At 62.4% G+C, this 18,862-nt stretch carries 19 protein-coding genes; 1 reads left to right on the forward strand and 18 read right to left on the reverse strand.

The genetic code is table 11. The annotated features are described in order from the left end of the window. Positions 1–17 precede the first annotated feature (17 nt). Positions 18–1,565, forward strand: coding sequence for a murein biosynthesis integral membrane protein MurJ (gene murJ, locus AB4Z19_RS24895; protein ID WP_442036373.1), 1,548 nt, complete (start codon positions 18–20; stop codon positions 1,563–1,565). Here the strand turns inward: murJ and AB4Z19_RS24900 are convergent. The 18 genes from AB4Z19_RS24900 to AB4Z19_RS24985 all read right to left on the reverse strand — a co-directional run bounded on the left by AB4Z19_RS24900 (position 1,546) and on the right by AB4Z19_RS24985 (position 18,859). After that, entirely contained in the window at positions 1,546–2,046 is a 501-nt protein-coding gene (locus AB4Z19_RS24900; RefSeq protein WP_442036375.1) for an FxDxF family PEP-CTERM protein, read from the reverse strand. The two genes, murJ and AB4Z19_RS24900, sit on opposite strands and share 20 nt — an antisense overlap. 128 nt (positions 2,047–2,174) lie before the next feature. Then, positions 2,175–3,065 carry a type II secretion system protein gene (locus AB4Z19_RS24905; protein ID WP_442036377.1) on the reverse strand — a complete coding sequence of 297 codons (891 nt, stop codon included), beginning with the start codon at positions 3,063–3,065 and terminating at the stop codon, positions 2,175–2,177. Next, positions 3,031–3,405, reverse strand: a complete 375-nt coding sequence (locus tag AB4Z19_RS24910) for a type II secretion system protein (protein ID WP_442036379.1) — start codon at positions 3,403–3,405, stop codon at positions 3,031–3,033. The genes AB4Z19_RS24905 and AB4Z19_RS24910 overlap by 35 nt, the downstream gene beginning before the upstream one ends. Then, positions 3,399–3,869 carry a type II secretion system protein gene (locus tag AB4Z19_RS24915; protein ID WP_442024336.1) on the reverse strand — a complete coding sequence of 157 codons (471 nt, stop codon included), beginning with the start codon at positions 3,867–3,869 and terminating at the stop codon, positions 3,399–3,401. Before AB4Z19_RS24915 ends, AB4Z19_RS24910 begins: the two co-directional genes overlap by 7 nt. 4 nt (positions 3,870–3,873) lie before the next feature. Beyond that, positions 3,874–5,889, reverse strand: coding sequence for a secretin N-terminal domain-containing protein (locus AB4Z19_RS24920; RefSeq protein WP_442024338.1), 2,016 nt, complete (start codon positions 5,887–5,889; stop codon positions 3,874–3,876). Further along, positions 5,889–6,536 (reverse strand): hypothetical protein, encoded by a 648-nt coding sequence (locus tag AB4Z19_RS24925; protein ID WP_442024340.1) that lies wholly within the window; start codon positions 6,534–6,536, stop codon positions 5,889–5,891. Before AB4Z19_RS24925 ends, AB4Z19_RS24920 begins: the two co-directional genes overlap by 1 nt. Continuing rightward, positions 6,533–7,081 carry a hypothetical protein gene (locus tag AB4Z19_RS24930; protein ID WP_442024342.1) on the reverse strand — a complete coding sequence of 183 codons (549 nt, stop codon included), beginning with the start codon at positions 7,079–7,081 and terminating at the stop codon, positions 6,533–6,535. Before AB4Z19_RS24930 ends, AB4Z19_RS24925 begins: the two co-directional genes overlap by 4 nt. Then, the gene (locus AB4Z19_RS24935; RefSeq protein WP_442024344.1) at positions 7,078–7,617 is read right to left on the reverse strand and encodes a PilN domain-containing protein; all 540 of its coding nucleotides are present in this window, start codon (positions 7,615–7,617) and stop codon (positions 7,078–7,080) included. Before AB4Z19_RS24935 ends, AB4Z19_RS24930 begins: the two co-directional genes overlap by 4 nt. Beyond that, positions 7,614–8,438: a hypothetical protein gene (locus AB4Z19_RS24940; RefSeq protein ID WP_442024346.1), complete on the reverse strand. Its 825-nt coding sequence runs from the start codon at positions 8,436–8,438 to the stop codon at positions 7,614–7,616. The genes AB4Z19_RS24935 and AB4Z19_RS24940 overlap by 4 nt, the downstream gene beginning before the upstream one ends. Continuing rightward, positions 8,431–10,116, reverse strand: coding sequence for a GspE/PulE family protein (locus tag AB4Z19_RS24945; RefSeq protein ID WP_442024348.1), 1,686 nt, complete (start codon positions 10,114–10,116; stop codon positions 8,431–8,433). The genes AB4Z19_RS24940 and AB4Z19_RS24945 overlap by 8 nt, the downstream gene beginning before the upstream one ends. Beyond that, complete coding sequence (locus AB4Z19_RS24950; protein WP_442024350.1) at positions 10,113–11,297, reverse strand: type II secretion system F family protein; 1,185 nt, start codon at positions 11,295–11,297, stop codon at positions 10,113–10,115. The genes AB4Z19_RS24945 and AB4Z19_RS24950 overlap by 4 nt, the downstream gene beginning before the upstream one ends. Before the next feature lie 15 nt (positions 11,298–11,312). Continuing rightward, positions 11,313–11,759: a type II secretion system major pseudopilin GspG gene (gene gspG, locus AB4Z19_RS24955; protein ID WP_442024352.1), complete on the reverse strand. Its 447-nt coding sequence runs from the start codon at positions 11,757–11,759 to the stop codon at positions 11,313–11,315. 163 nt (positions 11,760–11,922) lie between these two features. Beyond that, entirely contained in the window at positions 11,923–15,108 is a 3,186-nt protein-coding gene (locus AB4Z19_RS24960; protein WP_442036381.1) for a S8 family serine peptidase, read from the reverse strand. 39 nt (positions 15,109–15,147) lie between these two features. Beyond that, positions 15,148–15,819 carry an NF038120 family PEP-CTERM protein gene (locus tag AB4Z19_RS24965; protein WP_442036383.1) on the reverse strand — a complete coding sequence of 224 codons (672 nt, stop codon included), beginning with the start codon at positions 15,817–15,819 and terminating at the stop codon, positions 15,148–15,150. Between the two features lie 314 nt (positions 15,820–16,133). Next, positions 16,134–16,556, reverse strand: a complete 423-nt coding sequence (locus AB4Z19_RS24970; RefSeq protein ID WP_442030075.1) for a hypothetical protein — start codon at positions 16,554–16,556, stop codon at positions 16,134–16,136. Positions 16,557–16,587: 31 nt separating this feature from the next. Further along, complete coding sequence (gene epsA / locus AB4Z19_RS24975) at positions 16,588–17,358, reverse strand: XrtB/PEP-CTERM-associated transcriptional regulator EpsA (protein ID WP_442036385.1); 771 nt, start codon at positions 17,356–17,358, stop codon at positions 16,588–16,590. 2 nt (positions 17,359–17,360) lie between these two features. Further along, complete coding sequence (locus AB4Z19_RS24980; RefSeq protein ID WP_442036387.1) at positions 17,361–18,041, reverse strand: winged helix-turn-helix domain-containing protein; 681 nt, start codon at positions 18,039–18,041, stop codon at positions 17,361–17,363. A gap of 194 nt (positions 18,042–18,235) precedes the next feature. Further along, positions 18,236–18,859 carry an NF038129 family PEP-CTERM protein gene (locus AB4Z19_RS24985; protein WP_442036389.1) on the reverse strand — a complete coding sequence of 208 codons (624 nt, stop codon included), beginning with the start codon at positions 18,857–18,859 and terminating at the stop codon, positions 18,236–18,238. Positions 18,860–18,862 lie beyond the last annotated feature (3 nt).

Genomic DNA, 18,862 nt, shown 5'->3' on the forward strand with positions numbered 1-18,862 from the left:
CGCTATAATCGCAGCCCATGAATCTGCTAAAGACCCTCGCCGCCATCTCCAGCATGACGATGCTGTCCCGTATCACCGGCCTGCTGCGCGACACGCTGTTCGCCCGCGCTTATGGCGCCGGCGCCTATACGGATGCGTTCAACGTTGCATTCCGCATTCCGAACCTGCTGCGGCGGCTGTTTGCCGAGGGCGCGTTCTCGCAAGCCTTCGTGCCTATTTTAGCCGAATATAAAAATGTTAAAGGCCAGGAGGCGGCCAAGACCCTGGTCGACCACGTCGCCAACTCCCTGGTATGGGCAACGGTGATCGTCAGCGCCATCGGCGTGATTGGCGCGCCGGTCTTTGTGTTCCTGATCGCGTCCGGCCTGTCCAAGGGCACGGCCTTCGATGATGCGGTGTGGATGACGCGCATTATGTTCCCGTACATTGCCTGCATGTCCTTCGTGGCGCTGGCGGGCGGCGTGCTGAATACCTGGCGCGAGTTCAAGATTCCTGCCTTTACGCCCGTGCTGCTGAATATCGCGCTGATCGCAGGCATCCTGTTCCTGGCGCCTTTCATGGAGCAGCCGGTGTACGCGCAGGCGATCGCCGTGATGGTGGGCGGCATTTTGCAGGTGGCAATCCAGTTCCCGGCCCTGGTGCGCGTGGGCATGCTGCCCAAGCTGTCCTGGAATCCGGCATGGGGGCTGAGCGATCCGGGCGTGCGCCGCGTGCTGAAGAAAATGGGACCGGCCGTGTTTGCCGTGTCGGCGGCGCAGATCAGCCTGATGATCAATACCACCATCGCGTCGTATCTGCCAGAGGGCAGCATCTCCTGGCTGACTTATGCCGACCGCCTGATGGAATTCCCTAACGCCCTGCTGGGCGTGGCGCTCGGCACTATCCTGCTGCCAAGCCTGTCGAAAGCCAATGTGGAAGGCGACCATGCGGAATACTCGTCCCTGCTGGACTGGGGCTTGCGCCTGACCTTCCTGCTGGTGCTGCCTGCCGCCGTTGGCATGGCGGTGATCGCCCTGCCGCTGATCGCCACCCTCTTCCACTACGGCCAGTTCAGCGATGAAGCGGCCCGCATGTCGGCCCAGCCGCTGATGGCGTATGCCGCCGGGCTGACCGGCATCATCCTGGTGAAGACGCTGGCGCCGGCCTTCTACGCCCAGCAGAACATCCGTACGCCGGTGCGCATTGCGATTGGCGTGCTGATTGCGACGCAGCTGATGAACGCGATCTTTGTCCCCTTCATCAAGGTGGCAGGACTGGCGCTGTCGATTGGCCTGGGCGCCACGCTGAATGCGATCTTCCTCTATCGCGGCCTGCGCAAACGCGACATCTACAAGCCCGCGCCGGGCTGGCCGAAGTTCTTTATGAAGCTGCTGTTCGCGGTAGCGGTGATGGGCTTGGTCGCCTGGCTCGGCGCGTCCCAATTTGACTGGATCGCCATGCGCGCACATCCCTTTTTACGCGCTGGCGCCTTGGTATTAGTGATTGCCGTAAGTGGCTTAGTCTATTTCAGTATTCTGTTTATGCTTGGCTTCCGCCTGCGCGATTTTAAGCGCCGCGCGAAGTAGATTTACGACGGCGGGCCACTGCGCCCACCAGGCCCAGACCGGCCAGCAGCATGCCATAGGTTGCTGGTTCCGGTACAGGCGACACCGTCACTTCACCGCTATAGGTTGCACCCGAGAATGCGGTGCCATGCAGCTCCAGCGTGAACGGGGACGCGCCGGTATATTCCACACCAAAGAAGCGATACTTGCCGAACGAGTAGGCAGAACCGGTCTGGCCGTTCAGGTTGGTCAGAGCGCCGTCGAAGCTGACGTTCTGGCCGCTCAGGGTCAGTACGAAATCATAAGTACCCGGATTCAGACCGGTGAACGTAATCACGTCCATACCGCCCGACAGGATGCCGTCACTGCCGCTGGTGACGCCGATAAAGTGGTTATCGGTATCCAGGACTGGCGTGGTGGTGATTGCCACACTCTGGTCAGCAGCAAATGCACCAAACGAAGCAGCGGCCAGCATGCCCGCGATTGCGAGTTTCAGTTTCATGATGCCATTCCTTTATGAGAGAGTTGTCGTCGCTGGTCGGTACTCTTCTTTTAAGGATGAGTTAACAATATCATTTTTTTATTTTTTTAAACTCGCGCACGATTGCCGAGTTAACAATTTCAGACACTTTAGCGTCCGGACTCGGATTTGCCCTCTTCGGGCTCCGACGGTGGCGGGGTTGGCTCGGCCTTTTCGGGCGGCGGTTCCTGCTGCTGCGGCTCTTGCGGCGGCGTTTCCGGCTGCGCGGCAGGCTCCTGCTGCTCAGGCTTGGGCGGCTGCGAGGTCATCGGCGAGGCCGGCACCAGCGGTGGCGTGCCAGGCTGCTGCGGAGGCGGCGGCACGACAGGCCCCGGTTTGCCGGCAGCCGTTGCCGGCAGTTGCGCCGTTTCGACCGTGAACTTCCAGTCCGACACGCTGGCCTTGCCCTCGAAGGACACGAAGCGCTGCGGGAAATTGCCGATCTTGATCGGCTGCGCGGTGGAGAGGCTGTAGATGCCGATGATGCCGCCCTCCGACGCATTCAGCGCGCTGCTGGCCGGCGGAGCACCAAGTGGCGACGCCCCCGCGCCAGGCGTGCCGTTCTGCGTGCCAAAAGCGCCTGCTTGCATACCCGGCGCTGCGCCCGGCGCTCCTGGCGTACCGGGGGCGCCCGGCGTACCCGGCTTGTTGATCCCGGCGCGAATCAGTCCCCACTCCGCTTTGCCCGTCATGGGATCGATATAGATGCGGCGCAGATGGCGGCGCACTTGCGGGAAACGCGGGTCCTTCAGCAGCTCCTTGAGCGATGGCGGATAGGTCGGCTGGCCCGGCGGCGTCGCCGCGGCGTAACTGGCCAGTGCATCGCTATACTCGGCGCCGATGCGCAGCAACTCCTCCTCCGCCTGCACGCGCTGGATCGCCACGCCAAGGCGCAGCGTGGCCGCCGACACCAGGCCGATGATGGCAACCAGGATCACCACACTCAGGTAGGTGAACCCGCCTTGCCTACCACTCCGAATAAGGCTTGCCGCTGCGGTCATTGCCGGGGGCTCCGCTCTTCACATCGGACACACCGCCCTTGGTCACATCTTCAGGCGGCACAATCACCCAGCTATCCGACTTTTCCGTGATGGGATCAAGCGGCACCGAGCGCAGGTATTTTTTCTCGACCAGTTGCTCCAGGCTGTCCGGATAGCGGCCCGTGTCGCCGTAATACTGGTCGATTACGGCGCGCATATTGCGCAGGTTATCGCCGAGGATGGTTTCCTTGGCCTTGTCCACGCTGGGGAAATAGCGCGGTACTGCCAGCGTAAGCAGCAGCGCAATGATGCCCAGCACCACCAGCAGTTCGATCAGCGTGAAGCCTTTTTTTCTTACCATTTGCGGTACGGGATGCCGTTCAGGCCCACCGCCTCCGATGTCGAAAATACGTCATACACATCCTCGCCTTCGCGCGGATCTTCCGCCTCGCTGGCGTAGCTGCGCTTGCCCCAGGTCTGGGCATCGGTCAAGTTCGTATCGCTGTTAAAGGGATCGCGCGGCACGCGGCGCAGGAAGAAGATCTTGGCGCGCTTGGCGCTCTTCTGATCCGGCACGCCTTCCACCAGCGTCTCCAGACTCTTCGGATAGCCATTGCCCACAATGCTCTTGGCAATGCGTCCTTCGTCGTATGCGACCTTGTAAGCGTCGATGGCTTTGCGGATCTCGTGCAGGTCGCGGCGCAAGTCCTGCTCATTGCGGCGCTGGACCACGGTCTGCCCAACCGGGATCGCGAGCGTCGCCAGCAGGCCGAGAATGGCCAGCGTTACCAGCAGTTCGATCAGCGTAAAGCCGCGTGCGTGCATCGGCTTACTGCTGCTGGTTCTGCGCAGGCTGCACCTGCTGCGTGGACGCCGGCGGCTGCACCACGGACGGTGTTTGCGGCGGCGGTGGCGGCGGCTGCGTCACGCTGGTCGCAGGACCCGGCTGCGTGTTCGACAACGGCACACCGCTCGGCGCCGACAAGTCCGGCGCACCCTGGATTTGCTGCGGCACAGCGCCCGCTGCCGGAGCTGCCGGCGCCGGTGCCGGCGTTGCACCCTGACGCGGCGGCAGCGTCACCAAGGCGCGCGGCGCCACATCAGGCTTGCGGCGGAAGTTCGCGTCCGTACCAGCAGAGAATTCAGCGGCCGAAATTTCAGGACGCTGCAGATTGCGCACCAGATGCGGCGTAATCGACAAAACGATTTCCGTCTTCTGGTTATCGTCCGTCTGCACGCCAAACAGGCGGCCGACGATCGGCAGATCGCCCAGGCCCGGCACGCGGTTGGCCGACATGCGCTCTTCGTTGTTGATCAGACCAGCCAGCACTTGGTTCTCGCCATCCTTCAGCTGCAGGAAGGTCGACGCCTGGCGCGTGCCGATCTGGTAAGCCGTGGTGCCAGTCTTGGTTTCGACCTTGTTGACGATGTTGCTGACCTCCAGCGAAATGCGGATGCCCACTTCATTGTTCAGGTAGATGGTCGGTTCGGCATTCAGCGTCAGGCCAACGTCGACGTAGCTGACGGATTCGGACGCGAAGCCCGCAGTACCGGGCGACACGGTGGTGGTAATCACCGGCACCTTGTCGCCGATCAGCACCTTGGCCTTTTCCTTGTTGCGCACACGGATGCGCGGACTGGCCAGCAGATTGGAATCGCCATCGGTGCGGTTTGCCTTCACCGTTGCGCTCAGGGCGCTGATGCCAAGCGTGCGGCGGTTCAGATTATCCAGGTCATACAAAGTCAGCGAGTCGCCACCGGAAATCGACAGCGGCGTCAGCGTGGCGCTGGTCGGAATGTTCACGCCCAGGTCCATCAGGCGGCCACGCTTGATCTCGAGGATCTCCACATCCAGCATCACCTCTGGCTCGGGCTGGTCCTGGGTCGCGATGATCTTTTCCGCGAGGCGGATCGCGTCGGCGCTGTCGCGGATGATCACGAGGTTCAGTTTTTCGTCCGCCACCACGTCGCGCGATTTCAGGATGGTCTTCAGCGTATTGGTGACTGCCTTCGCATCCGCGTTCGCGAGATAGAAGGTGCGCACTACGGTTTCCTGGTATTCCTTCAATTTGGCCGCGGTGTTCGGATAAATCAGGATGGTGTTCGCATCCATCGCCTGCTGTTCCAGCTGGTTGGTCATCAGCAGATAGTAGATCGCCGATTCCACGGTGCTGTTCTTCAGCATGATGGTGGTGCGGGTATCGGTCTTCACATCCTTGTCGAACACGAAGTTCAGGCCCGAGCGGCGCGCGATGATGTCAAACACCTGCTTCAGCGGCGCTTCGCGGAACTCGATGGTGATCGGCTGCTTGTAGGCTTTGGACAGGCCATTGTCCGCAGTCGCTTGCGGTGCCTTGTCATTGATCTCGCGCAGCAGCGCACGCGCTTGCGCGTGGTCCGGCTTCTCGGACAGCACAGCGTTGACCTTGATCCTGGCGGTGTCGAAGTCCTTTTGTTCAATCGCCAGCGAGGCGCCAGCCAGCAGCTTGTCGTAGCGGTTTGCCGCTTCCAGCGCGCGCAAACCGGCGCGGGCACGCTCGTTCTGCGGATTCAGCGCCAGCACGCGTTGAAGTTCCTGCGCCGCGAGATCGTACTTGCCTTCGTTGGTGTAGCGGTCCGCCTGCTCGATATAGCGCACCGTGGCTTTATCGCGCGCCCGCAGATAGGTGGCGCGGTATTGCGCATTGCCTGGATCGGCTTTGATCGCTTCCTGGTACTTCAGCAAACCCGCTTCGATCTGGTCGCTCTCAACCAGATTATTAGCATCGCGGTAGGCCATCTGACCCGCACAGCCGCTCAACGCCAGCACCAGCGCCGACAGCGTCAGTATTTTCTGACTTGGCATCACTCGATTACTCCAATATTTAGCTGCTGCACCTGGTTCATGGGCAGGTAGGTCATGGTCATGGTTGGCGGTGCGATGTTGTCGACCCGGTACATGCCATCGATAACAGTGCTTTTTCGCACCACATAGGTTTGGTCGGCGCCGCGCGAGAGGTAGACCTCCCACTGGCCATCAGCAACCGCCTTGCCGATTACCGCGAACGGCAGCGGCGGGGCAGTCGGCGGTGGCGGCGGCGGTGCCTGCACTGGCGGCGGCGGTGGCGGTGGTGGCGGATTCCAGGTCTGGCCGCCAAACACACCATCAGCGCTCTTGAACGAACCGTCGCCCGCTTCGCCGATCAACTGCGCACGCGGGATGAGCGGCAGAATGGCAACCGGCTGCTTGTCGGCGCCGCCCGTCGCGCGCGCCAGGGTTGGCGCAGAAGCCGGTCCAGCTGGGGACGCCGCCGCAGCGGACGCGCCGGCGCCCGCAGTGGCCGCGGTGGCTGCAGCGCCCTGCCCTGATGCAGCCGATGTCGGCCCGGTGTGCTTGGCCGGCGCGCGGTCCGCAGATTCGACAACGCTGCTGGACGGCGTCTTGTCGCCGAACAGCACGAGTCCCGCAGCAACCAGCAGGGCCGCGCCCATCGCGATATGGCGCGGCTTCATGGCTGCACTCCCGTGTCTTTCAGATACAGCGTAAAGCGCAGGCGCGCTTCCACCACAGGATCGGTGATGGTATCGCGACGGAAGTTGACTTCATCCAGCGAGGCAAACGGCATGGCAGCCAGCGCCTGCATGCTGAATTGCCAGATATTCGCGTATGGCCCGCGCACCGGCAGATTGATCTGATAGGTACTGACCCGGCTCGCCTTGTCGTAGCCGAATTTGTACTCGCCCTGGTCCAGCGACAAGTTGGTTTTGGCGGCGATGCCGAACAGAGTCCTGATCTGCTGCTCCGCATAGCGCTTCTCACCCAGCGCTTCGTAAAAGGCGGCCAGGTTTTCATTGGCATTGCGCGGCGGCGCTGCCTCCACCAATTGCGCTGGCGCCGCCGGCAGCGTGGCAGGAGCAGCCTGCAAGGCCGAACGCGCGAACAGCGCCCAGGCCATGCCGGCCGCACCGACGATCAGCAGCGCGGCAGCCACGCAGGCCGCCGCGCCGGCGCGCTGCGTCAACAGCTGCAATCGCAGCAGGAAAGCGGATGCGTTCATCGTGCCCTCCACTGCGCTTCGATCTGGAAGCGGATCGGCCGGTTCGGATCGCCCGCATTGATTTCGTGGCGCACCAGTCCAGCGCCGGTAAAGAACTCTTCCTGCTTCAGCTGCTCAATGTAGGCCACCATGTCGTCCGCATTGCGTGCCTCGGCGGTGATCTTGAGGATCTGCTTGCGCGCATCCGGTTCCAGCGCCACCAGCGCAATGGCCGGAGGCGTGGCCGACGCGACGGCGTCCTGCAGCGCGCGCCATGGCAGGTTCAGTTGCAGCACGGCGGTGTTGACGGCATTAGCCTGCGCTTCCGGGATCGCCGTTTCAGGCAGCCGCGCAGGCGCGCTGGCAATCGCCTTCTTGCGGGCCGCGCTCAGTTGCTGCTCGCGTGCTTCGCGCTCTTTTGCGTTTTGCAGTGAGAGCGCAGCGGCAGCAACGCACAGCAGCAAGCCCACCGCGCCAGCCACCATCACGGCCGGATGGGTGCGATACAAAGTGCGGCGCCAGCCCGGAGCGGCGAAATCGATCTGCATTGGCTTCATGCCGCACCTCCGGCGCAGGCCAGCAGGCTGGCGTTGGACAAGCCTTCGCTCCGCCCTGCGCCCAGCTGCATGGTGGTGACGTGTCCATCCTGCGTAGCCGGTTTCGCCAGCGCTGCGGGCACCGCACCAGCCAGCTGGATCAGCTGCGGCGTTTGCATATCGAACAGCAGCGCCTCACGCTGCGCCATCTGCGTCAGCCAGTAATGATCGGCGCCATGCGGCACCGGCACCGTGCGCACGGCGCGTAATTTTCGCTCTTCAATGGCAGCCAGCATCATCACACTGCCATGCATCACGCCGAACCAGGCATTCGGCTTGAGCGACTTGTGCCAGCGGTTCCACACGCTGATGAAATGCGGCACGATGCCGGTCACCGCCAGACGGCGCTCGGCGGCCACTTTCTCCAGCAGCGCCTTCAGCGCGCGCGGCATGGCGGCGGCAAAGAAAGGCTGGTCGGCATCCCAGTCGGCAGTAACATGCCAGGCGGCAGGCGTCTCACCGAACAAAGCATGGAAGCGCAGCATGGCCGCCGCTTCCAGGTCGGCCACACGCGCGGCTTGTGCGGGCGGATTGACTTGCCACAGGCGGGTCAATTCGTCGCCCAGCACGAAGCTGACCGGCCAGCCGCCCACGTCCTGCGCGGACAACAGCTCCCGCAACGCAGCGCCCAGCGATTCCAGCGCAGCAGCGCCGGAACCGGATGCGAAGCTTTGCTCGGCCAGCACTTCCGGTGCGGCTTTGCTCCAGCGCGAAACGCGCAACAGGCTGACGGCACCGGGCTCGATGCCGATGCAAAGGGACTGCCCGAGTTTTCTACGCATGAAGGGTCACCCTCTTGATCTCGGACAGCGTGGTTCCCCCGCGGCGCACCAGCTCCAGCGCGGCCTGCCGCAAGCTGCGTGTGCCGCTGGCGTAGGCCGCGGCCTTGATCTGGCGGATCGGGCGCTTCTCCACGATCAGTTCGCGGATCTCGTCGTTCAGCACCAGGATTTCCGCAATCGAGCGGCGTCCCTTGTAGCCGGTGCCGCGGCAATCGCCACAGCCCTTGCCTTCCTTGAATTCGTAATCGAAAACATCGGCGCGCGTCATGTTCACGCTGGCCAGTTCTTCGTCGCTCGGCGTGTACTCCGCGGCGCAGTGCGGGCAGTTGATGCGCACCAGGCGCTGCGCCCAGATTCCGTTCAGCGCCGACACGAAGGCATAGGGGTCGATGCCCATGTGCGTAAAGCGGCCGAACACGTCGAACACATTATTGGCGTGGACCGTGGTCAGCACCAAGTGGCCCGTCAGCGCGGACTGCACGGCGATTTCGGCGGTTTCACGGTCACGGATTTCGCCCACCATGATCTTGTCCGGGTCGTGACGCAGAATCGAGCGCAGGCCTTTGGCAAAGGTCAGGCCCTTTTTCTCATTGACCGGAATCTGCAGTATGCCCGGCAGCTGATATTCCACCGGGTCCTCAATCGTGATGATTTTTTCGCGGCCGTTATGAATCTCGGTCAGCGCCGCATACAGCGTGGTGGTTTTGCCGGAACCCGTGGGACCGGTCACCAGCAGCATGCCATAGGCTTCTTCGGCCAGGGTGCGCAGCGTGGCCAGCGACGGCGCATCGAAGCCCAGTGCTTCCAGGGTCAGCGCGCCGTAGGATTCGATCATGGCGCGCTTGTCCAGAATACGGATCACCGCATCCTCGCCGTGAATCGACGGCATGATGGACACGCGCAGGTCGATCTCGCGGTTGTTCGATTCGACGCGGAAGCTGCCGTCCTGCGGCACGCGGCGCTCGGCGATGTCCAGTTCCGCCAGCACCTTCAGGCGCGAGATAATCTGTTCCGCGATATCGACGCCGTTGACGGCCGTGGCGTGATCCAGCACGCCGTCCACACGGTATTTGACCGCCAGGCCGCCGGACGTGCTTTCAAGGTGAATATCGGAGGCCCCTGCTTTCAGCGCGTCGTACAGCGTGGAGTTCACCAGGCGCACCGCCGGGCTGGCGGCTTCGGACACCGAGGCAAACGACAGCACGGCTGCCGTCTTGCCATCGCGGCGGGAATTATCACCATCCGTCAGCAGCGTATCGACAGCACGCGCCGACTCCTCCTGCTTGGACAAATAGGCCTGGATATCCGATTGCAGCGCAAGCCGCATCTGCAGCGGCGCCTGCGGCGAGCAGCGCGACAGCGTGGACAGCCAGGTCTGCAAATCGATATCAAACGGGTCGGCAATCACCCCAAGCACCACGCCGTCATGCGCGCGCAGCAGCACGCAATGGCGCGCCATGGCTTGCGACAGCGGCAGCAAATCGAAAGCCGGCTCGAAAGCCAGCATTTCCACCGTTTCCAGCACGGCCAACCCGAAAGGCTGGGCCAGCGCACGCACGGCGACGCGCGGCTCGATGCCGGAAATGGCTTCCAGTTCTTCCACCAGGCTGCGCTTGGTCTGCGCGCGCTGGCTCCGGGCGCGGGACAGCAGTGCCGCGTCGATAGCCGGAATGGTCATGACATCTCTCCGGCAAGATCAAAAATAGGCATGTACAGCAGCACCACGATGGCGCCGACCACCAGGCCGATACAGGCCATCAGCAGCGGTTCGAAGGTGCGGGTAAAACGGTCGATCCAGCGGCTGATTTCGCCGTCGTAGAAAGCAGCGGATTGCGTCAGCATCGGCCCCATATCGCCAGTGCGCTCGCCCACGCGCAGCATGCGCAGCGAGATCGGCGTGGTCAGGCCGTTGGCATCAAAGGCGGTGGACAGCGGCAAGCCGGATTCGATCATGCCGCGTGCGCCTTGCAGGCCCTGGCGCACATTGGCCGACACCATGCCTTGCACGGTGTCGATGGCATTCAGAATGGTGATCCCGCCCTCGCTCAGCATGCCCATGGTCAGGTAGAGCCGCGACAGCTCGTAAATGCGCACGCGTTCGCCAATACCCGGCAAGCGCGCAACCAGCCGCATCAAGCTGCCGCTGGCCAGCATGCGGCGCACGGCAAACACAATGGCGCCCAGCACCGAGAACACACCGGCCAGCAGCGGCGCCGTGTGCGCAGCGGCGAACTGGCCCCAGGTCAGCATCACTTGCGACATCCACGGCAGATTGCCGCCCGCGCCCTGATACACCTCGGCGAAGCGCGGCACCACATAACCGATCAGGAACATGGAGACGCCGCCGCCCACCAGCAGCAGGATGCATGGGTAAATGGCGGCGCTGACGATCTTGCCGCGCACCAGATCGATGCGCTGCTGGTAGTCGATGTAGCGCGCCAGAGAGCGCGGCAGATCGCTGGTACCCTCCGCCGCTTTCACGATGCCCACATACAGCGGCGGGAACAACTGCGGCTGCTCCGCCAGCACGGTGGAAAAGCGCTGGCCTTCACGCAGGCCACCCAGCAGGCGTTCCAGCACGCTGCGCGTGGCGGGAGCGGCTTCCTTTTCCAGCAAGGCTTCCAGCGCTTCAACGATGCCGAGTCCCGCGTTCAGCAGCGCCAGCAGCTCCTGGCTGAACAGCACCAGCGACAACGCCTTGGCCTTGCCTGCGCGCAGGCCACCACGCTTGGGCGTAATCGCGCTGACGAATAATCCGCGCGCCTCCACCTGGCGGCGTGCGTCGGCCTCGTCGCGGCCATCGACCACGATGTGGCCGATCACCATTTCCGGCGACAGGGTGCGGACGTCAAACTGCATGACTGAAAAGGAAGCTTATGGGGCGCTGGTGATGTCGGCGTTTTCGCCTTCGCCGCCCGGCTGGCCGTCTTTGCCCAGCGAGACGATTTCGTACTCGGCTTTGGCGCCCGGCGCTTTGTAAATGTAAGCGTGGCCCCATGGATCGGGAGGCACGCCCTTCTTCAGGTAAGGTCCGTTCCACTTGGCGCCTGCGGTCGGCGGCGCCGTCAGCAGCGCGGCCAGACCTTCTTCGGTGGTGGGATAGCGCCCCACATCCAGGCGGTAGGTATCCAGCGATTTTTCGAAGGCTTCGATCTGGGCCTTGGCGATGGTGACCTCGGATTTGCCCAGTTGCGAGAAATATTTAGGACCGACGTAGGCGGCCAGCAGGCCGATGATGACGATCACCACCAGCAATTCCAGCAGCGTGAAACCGGTGGCGCGGCGTACCGCGTGATGACTGTGAAACTTTGCTGCTTGCATCCGAACGACTCCTTGTAGTGCTGCGCGGCAGGAACGCGCTAGCGTATCACGCAGTTTAAGTAATTAACAACGTTTTCGGCAAGGACTGTGACCGATTCCAAACACCCAAATAAAAACAGCCGCACAGGCTGCAAAACCTGTGCGGCTGTTGAGACAGATGTTATCAGTCTTGCAGCTTGGCTTGCGCACGATCCTGTTCTGCGGTCGGCACGGTAGCGGTGCCGGTGTCCACGCGCAGGACGGTGGTCGCCTGGTTCACGCCATTCTGATCCAGGAACTGTGCGCCACCGAGGTAGGTCTGGTTGTTGTCCAGGCCGGACCAGCTCACGCCAACGGTCATGTTGTTACCTGCGGTGACCTTGCTTGGCAGGCCCCAGGTCAGCTTGGCGCCAACGTCGGCCGAGGTCACGATCCAGGAGTTCAGCTTGTGCACCATGTTGTTGGTGTCCGGACCGTCGTAGGCATCAACGCAGACCAGGTAGTTACCAGCAGCCGGCGATGCGATCTGCACGGACTCGTTGCTGCCACCGTTGCCGGAATACAGGAACGCACCGCTTGGGGTTACTACTGCCAGATCGTTGTCATCATCCGGAGAACCGGTGTCACGCTGGCTCAAAGCGAAGCGCGCCACAATGGTACCTGCCGGAACAGACACGTTGTACACCTTCACGCCCTGCGAATCCACACCGGCTTTGCAGGCGGTCTGGAAGTTCGCCGACGACAGCGGCTTGGCGACCAGGGTTACGGCGTCACCAACGGTGGCCGCCTTCAGGCCGCCCTTGATGGCGCTCATGGTGCCGGTGTAGCCGGTCTTGACTGCGAACAGGCGATTGCCGGCTACGCGGTCAGCCGTCAGGTTGTCCTGAGCGGTGATGGCCTTGCCTGCACGTGCCTGTACCGGAATGCGCACATTGTGGTTGTTGCCATCACTCCAGAGCAGGCTACCGAACTGCCACACGTTCTGAGCTGCGCCAGCGGCGCTCAGCTTGACGGTGAAGGTGCCGGTCTGGCCCGGCGCCAGGTTCAGCTGGCTAGGGGTGACGACGGTAGTGAAGCCCGGCACATTGGCTTGTGCGTTGTAGGTAGCCGAAGCGCCGCCCACATTCTTCACACTACGCCTTACCGTTACCGAACCCTGAACCGAGGATACGGTGATCGATGGCAGGTTCAGGTTGTAGGTTTCGTCCAGCGTGCCATACAGGTTGCAGTCGGATGCCGGCGTAACGGCAGCCTTGTTCACCTTGCACTGGTAAGCAACCCAGTCTGGCTTGCCGGCGTCGTACACCAGGCCCGGATCGACCGCCTTGTTCGGATCAACGTGACCAGCGCCCTGTGCCCATGGCAGCAGGCCATTCTGCTGGCCTGGCAGATTGTCGTTCAGGGTGGTATAGCCGGTGGTCATCAGTGCCGATTTGATGGCGGCTGGCGACCAGTCAGGGTGCGCCTGGCGCAGCAGCAGTGCCAGACCGGCCACGTGCGGGCTGGACATGGAAGTGCCCTGGTAGGAGGCATAGGAAGCCGAAGGTACCAGCGTTCCTGCCGCTACTGCGTTGTGCTCGGCAGGGGTCAATGCCGGGGTCACGCTCGCAATCACGTCCACGCCTGGTGCAGTCAGGTCCGGCTTCAGGATGTTGCTGTCGCCCATGTTCGGGCCACGCGAGGAGAAGTTCGCCATGATCGGCGCCGGCTGGATGCCTGCGTAGAACTTGCTGATCGCTGCGTTCGCGGCGGCGCCTTGTGCTACGGCATAGGATTTGATGGCTGCGCCGTCGGTTGCAGTCACGTGCACGGTCGGCACCGAGTGGATTTCCGCCACCAGGCCAGCACCGTTATCGGCCATCACCATGCCGACGCCACCGGCGTTCAGCACGGCCAGGCTCTTGTCCACGCGGGCGTTGGTACCGCGGGTGCAGATCACGACCTTACCGGCGACCTTGGCCGGGTCCAGCAGTACCTGGCCCGGGGCCGGGCTGGAGCTGAAGCACAGGCTGGCGTTACCGCCGCCAACACCGGCGTCCTCTGCGCGGATCAGCGGGCTGGAAGCCAGCGGCACGTTGTTCATCGAAGCGCCGGTGTATTTGGCACCGTTGCCCAGATTCACGTCGCCCGAGAGCGCGCGGTCGTGGGTCGAAGCTGCGACGGTCGTCAGCCACGGGCTGATGTGGGCAACAGCGTTGGCTGGACCGCTATTACCGGCAGAAGCGGCAACAAAGACGCCTGCCAGCGAAGCGCGGTAGAAGGCTTGCTCAACCGCGTCGTTGACCGAAGTCTGTGAGCCGCTGATGGAGAAGTTGATGACGTTCACGCCATCCTTCACAGCATCGTCGATCGCCTTGACGGAGTCGGAGTTGTAGCAGGTGTTGGTGGCGTTGGAGCCGTCGTCCGCAGACGGGTCATCAAAGGTCCAGCATACCTTGTACGCTGCCACGCGGGCGCGCGGGGCGATGCCGGAGGCGGCGCCCATATCGAGACCGGAGATCGAGACTGGCACATTGCTGTTACCAGCCGAAGTGGAAGCGGTGTGGTCGCCGTGGCCGCCATGGCCGGTCGACACGCCGTTGCTGCCGATGTTCGAATCACGCGGCGAATAGAATTCGCTCCAGTTCTTCTTGGCGCCGTTGCCCGAAGCCAGGAAGCCGGCGTTGTAGAACTTCGCGCCGACCAGCTTGTTATTGCAATGGGTCGCCGGGTCGAAGCCCTCGCCCGCCACGCAACCACCGGTAAAGCTCGCCGGAGCGGAGCCGTACACCTGGGTCCCCGAAGGATCGAAGGTCGGTACCTGGTTGTTGTCTACGCGGTCAGCGAAAGCTGGGTTTTCCGGCCAGATACCGCCGTCAACCACGCCGATCACCAGGTTTTCGCCCTTGGTCAGGGTACCGCCGGCAAACTGCGACCACAGGCCGCCAGGTGCGGTCAGTCCCAGGAAGCGCGGGGTGGAGATGGTGTCCATATGGCGCACGGCGTCGGCCTGCACGTCGGCCACCGCCGGATTGGCTTTCAGCGACAGCACTTCCGCGTCGGTCAGCATGGCGGCAAAGCCGTTCAGCACCACGTCGTATTGCGCCAGCACGGTCGGATTGCCAACGGATGCCAGCACATCGATCTGACGGGAACCAAGATAGTTCACGTAGTTGCGCACTTTTTCAGCGCGGTAGTCAAAGGTTTCGCCTGGTGCAGGCTTGGTCGCATCCAGGCCGCTGATGCCGCCGGTGTAGGTTGCGGCAGGCTGGTCTTGCAGCTGCACGATGTATGGACGGCGCTGTTCGTCAGCGGAGGCAGCCAGCGACAGGCTGGTCAACACGGCCAGAACGGCCAGCGATACTGGACGCAAGTTCAGATTCAGTTTCATGTGGTTTCCCCGAATTAGGTTAGCAAGATTGGCGCAGGCTTAAACTGCGCGGCGACGGCGAATTGCGCCGAGGCCAGCCAAACCCAGTCCGAACAAACCAATGCTGACTGGTTCAGGGACGGTGACGATGTCGTCCACCGCAAAGTTTGCAATGCCGCCACCGCGGGAGCAGTTGCCGGAAGCGTCGCAGGTGTAGGCGTAGAGCAGGACGTTGGTGAAGGTGTCCGTGATCGAGCTCAGGTTGTAGTTCGCAAAGCTGAATGCACCGTTTGTTGGGCCGTAGAGCGGAATCTGGTATGAGCCGCCGACGAAATTGAAATCGTTATCGAGACCCTGCACCAGCAGAATGGCGGAAATGTTGGCAAAGGTCTGGCCAGCGCCAACCAGGCTGGCTGCCATGCTACCCAGTTTGAAGGCCGCGCCGCTCTTCAGGCCGAAGACCATGAAGCCGTCATCCACGCTAGCGAAATATTTGCTGTTATTGTTGCCCGGGCAAACGATCGGGCTGGTGCAAGAACCTAAATCGCTACCATCGACGATCGCGCCGGCAAGGCCGCCAGGGCTGCCGCTGAAAGTCTGGTACCAATACGCGCCGTCCTCGTTATAGCTGTTGTCGAACATGAGGTTCGGGTCGGAATTATTGAAATTGAGTACACCTGCCTGTGCCATGCTGCCAGCAGCCAGCGCTGCCGCACAAATGAGGTGCTTCACGATCTTGCTTGCACTTGGTGCTTTATAAGAAATTTTAGCCACGGAATCCCCTGGATAGTTGAACTCGTTAAATCGAGCAGCCCCACCTTTTGGATGAAGTTGCTGCCTACCAACTTACCTGCCGGCCACTCCCATTACCGACGGTCGAGTTGTCTAAGCATTAACCGTGCCTATGAAATATTTTCAAAAAAATCAGTAAGTTGTTACCACATCACTTTTGCAATGTAATCAAACTGTAAAGAAAACCGACAATTTTATGACTGAAATATGACAAATAGCGCAGGCAGACGCCTGCGTTTAAGAGGAAAAACGACTTAATCGACGCGGCCGCCGGGGCCGGTGGGGAGGATGCGGCAGTAGCCATTCACACAGCCGACCGCAGGTTCAGGAAGGTATTCGCAGGTGCCCGCCACGCCTTCGGCGGCGGCTTTTTGATTGGCGATCTTGCGCAAGGCAGTGAAACGTTCCGCCAACTGCTTCGCCTCGGGCAAATTTGCACCGGACATGGCCAGCCAGGCGGACGGGCCGCCGCACATGCGCTCGCCGACCGGCAGCGCGTGGCAGTCGGCAGCCGCCTTGCAGGTGGATGAAGCTTCCAGCGCGCGCAGCTTTTGCATCAGGCTCTCGGCGCTTTCATCTTTAGACGGCATCGTGGCAGGTCCGTTGGCGCACGCCGTAATCGCCAGGCCCAGCAAGGCTCCGGCGGCAGTCAGTGCGAGGATGAGTGGAAGTCGCATGAGCCCATCATCGGCCTGCGGCGGCGTGCCGTCAAGCGTGCGGATGTGTAGCGTCGAGCAGGCGCAACGCCGTGCCGCGCGCAACGGCCTGCGTGCGGTTGCGGACGCCAAGCGTTTTGTAGATGCGCTGTAAGTGGTTCTTCACGGTCAGTCCGCTGATACCAAGGATCTGTCCGACTTCATCATTGCTTTTACCTTCGCGTACCCAGTGCAGGATTTCCATTTCACGCCGGCTGACAGGACGGGCATTCTCCCCCCGCGCAGGCGCCGCACCACTCCCCTGTCCGATCCTCAGCATGGCCAGGTGCAGTTGCGGCAGCAGCAATTCCAGGAAGTAGGCGTGGCGCGCGTGCGGGCGTTGCGGCATGCCGAACAAGGCAAAGAAGGTCGCGCCACCCGCCAGTTTTTCCGTGCCGTGCAGGAGGACGTTATCCAGTCCCTGTGCGCGCAACTCAGGCTCGAACATCGCCAGCGCCGCCGGCTGTGCGCCGGCTTCCAGCGAGACCGGCAAAGTCGCCTCATTGCGGCAATGGCGCGCCATGCGCACCGCAAGTCCGTGGCAAGGATGCGCCAGCAGCTGCATCGCGTCCCGGCCCAGTACATTGCTGTGCAGGCACTCGACATGGTCCAGCTGATCGTCGGCGCCGAATTGCAGGCACACCAGGATGCGGTGCGGCAGCACGGCTTGCAGCGGCCCTTGCGTCCACAGGAAGCAACTGCGCGCGTCCCGCACATGCAGCGAAGCTTCAATGGCGGTCAGCAGATATTCCTGCTCGACCCGGGTCGGGATGACAGTTTCCATGGTCAACGGAACCGGTAGCCGCTGCCGCGAACTGTTTCGATATGATCGTGATGTCCGCTCGGCTGCAGCGCACTGCGCAAGCGGCCCACGTGGGCATCGACTGTGCGCTCGTCGAGATAGGTCGCATGGCCCCAGACATGATCCAGCAGCTGCGCGCGGGAATGAACGCGGCCCGGATGATGCATCAGGAAATTCAACAGGCGGAATTCAATACGGCCAAGACTGATCTGGCAGCTGCCTGCCGTGACTCGCAGGGTCGCCGGATCGAGGCGCAGGCCTGCCATTTGAACCGCCTCCGCTTCAGTCGAGCGGTGATGGCGGCGCAGCAGCGCATGCAGCCGGGCGATGGTTTCGCGCGGACCGAAGGGCTTGCTGATGAAATCGTCGGCGCCCGCTTCGAGGGCCAGTACCTTGTCCTGCTCCGTGCTGCGCGCACTTAACATGATGATGGGCAGGTCGCGGCTGCGCTGCGAGGCACGCAGAGTCCGGATCAGGGACAACCCGGACTGGCCCGGCAAATCCCACTCCAGCATCAGCACATCGGGCAGCATGCACGCCAGCTGCGGCAAGGCGCTCTCGGCATCGGGCACGGCGCGCGCCTCGAAGCCCGCCTGGCCGAGGTTCAGCGCCAGTAGTTGCTGGGCGCCGGGATCGCTGTCGATGATGAGAATATGAATGGACATAGCTGCATCTGCGCAGTGAGTTGGCGCAAATATGCCCGATATTGCAATGTTCGCACTAATACAATTTTGTTTAAGTATTAATATCGAATCCAAATAAATGGCCGGTATCGCTCTGCCCGCCACAAAAGAAAAAGCACCTGAACCGCTTTCGCAGCTCAGGTGCCCTTGAGCGCCTGTGGCGCAGATGCGTCAGATCAGGCGCGCTTGCGGCGTACGAAGCCCAGCATGCCCAGACCCAGCATCGCCATCGCGATGGACGATGGTTCCGGCACGGCAGCGGAAGGCGCGTCCGTAACGGATGCGCTGTCGTCCAGCACATTGCCCACCACGCCAGCTGCGGCGTTCGGGTCGATCTTGGTCCAGTCCAGGGTCAGCAGCACCGTATCAGCCAGACTGCCAACCGGGTTGCCCAACGAGTCCATGGCCTGCACCGAGAAGCGCGAAGTTGCAGTGTCGATGGCATCGCCGGCGAAAGTCAGGTTGAAGCTGAACATGCCGCCAAAGGTCGCCGCATACAGCAAGTCGTTCAAGCCCGCCGTGTTGACGAACTTGAAGTCGTTGCCGATCTGGGTCACGTCGCCCATTGGCGAGAACTGGCTCATATCGAAGCCGTTCAGCTGGCTCATGGTGGCGGTCGCCACGGGTTCGCCCATCCCGGCGCCGTTGAACTGGAAGTCCAGGTAGCCATCGGTGCCAAAGGAAGCGGTGTTGACCTTGACGGTCAGCATCACGTCCGCCATGGCGGCGTTAGCACTCAGTACCAGGCTCAGGGCCAGGGCCGCGCGGCCCAGCAGTTGTTTGAAAGTCGTTGCGAACATGTT

This window comes from Pseudoduganella sp. RAF19 (assembly GCF_052114165.1).
Lineage (GTDB): Bacteria > Pseudomonadota > Gammaproteobacteria > Burkholderiales > Burkholderiaceae_D > Rugamonas.

What these genes read in the sequence shown, in the direction of transcription:
- AB4Z19_RS24935 (WP_442024344.1), bottom strand. Translation starts at nt 7,617, where the DNA reads ATGAAGCCAATGCAGATCGATTTCGCCGCTCCGGGCTGGCGCCGCACT.
- AB4Z19_RS24980 (WP_442036387.1), bottom strand. Translation starts at nt 18,041, where the DNA reads ATGTCCATTCATATTCTCATCATCGACAGCGATCCCGGCGCCCAGCAA.
- AB4Z19_RS24925 (WP_442024340.1), bottom strand. Translation starts at nt 6,536, where the DNA reads ATGAAGCCGCGCCATATCGCGATGGGCGCGGCCCTGCTGGTTGCTGCG.
- murJ (WP_442036373.1), top strand. Translation starts at nt 18, where the DNA reads ATGAATCTGCTAAAGACCCTCGCCGCCATCTCCAGCATGACGATGCTG.
- AB4Z19_RS24950 (WP_442024350.1), bottom strand. Translation starts at nt 11,297, where the DNA reads ATGCAGTTTGACGTCCGCACCCTGTCGCCGGAAATGGTGATCGGCCAC.
- AB4Z19_RS24960 (WP_442036381.1), bottom strand. Translation starts at nt 15,108, where the DNA reads ATGAAACTGAATCTGAACTTGCGTCCAGTATCGCTGGCCGTTCTGGCC.
- AB4Z19_RS24945 (WP_442024348.1), bottom strand. Translation starts at nt 10,116, where the DNA reads ATGACCATTCCGGCTATCGACGCGGCACTGCTGTCCCGCGCCCGGAGC.
- AB4Z19_RS24900 (WP_442036375.1), bottom strand. Translation starts at nt 2,046, where the DNA reads ATGAAACTGAAACTCGCAATCGCGGGCATGCTGGCCGCTGCTTCGTTT.
- AB4Z19_RS24920 (WP_442024338.1), bottom strand. Translation starts at nt 5,889, where the DNA reads ATGCCAAGTCAGAAAATACTGACGCTGTCGGCGCTGGTGCTGGCGTTG.
- AB4Z19_RS24940 (WP_442024346.1), bottom strand. Translation starts at nt 8,438, where the DNA reads ATGCGTAGAAAACTCGGGCAGTCCCTTTGCATCGGCATCGAGCCCGGT.
- AB4Z19_RS24910 (WP_442036379.1), bottom strand. Translation starts at nt 3,405, where the DNA reads ATGGTAAGAAAAAAAGGCTTCACGCTGATCGAACTGCTGGTGGTGCTG.
- AB4Z19_RS24930 (WP_442024342.1), bottom strand. Translation starts at nt 7,081, where the DNA reads ATGAACGCATCCGCTTTCCTGCTGCGATTGCAGCTGTTGACGCAGCGC.
- epsA (WP_442036385.1), bottom strand. Translation starts at nt 17,358, where the DNA reads ATGGAAACTGTCATCCCGACCCGGGTCGAGCAGGAATATCTGCTGACC.
- AB4Z19_RS24985 (WP_442036389.1), bottom strand. Translation starts at nt 18,859, where the DNA reads ATGTTCGCAACGACTTTCAAACAACTGCTGGGCCGCGCGGCCCTGGCC.
- AB4Z19_RS24970 (WP_442030075.1), bottom strand. Translation starts at nt 16,556, where the DNA reads ATGCGACTTCCACTCATCCTCGCACTGACTGCCGCCGGAGCCTTGCTG.
- AB4Z19_RS24915 (WP_442024336.1), bottom strand. Translation starts at nt 3,869, where the DNA reads ATGCACGCACGCGGCTTTACGCTGATCGAACTGCTGGTAACGCTGGCC.
- AB4Z19_RS24905 (WP_442036377.1), bottom strand. Translation starts at nt 3,065, where the DNA reads ATGACCGCAGCGGCAAGCCTTATTCGGAGTGGTAGGCAAGGCGGGTTC.
- gspG (WP_442024352.1), bottom strand. Translation starts at nt 11,759, where the DNA reads ATGCAAGCAGCAAAGTTTCACAGTCATCACGCGGTACGCCGCGCCACC.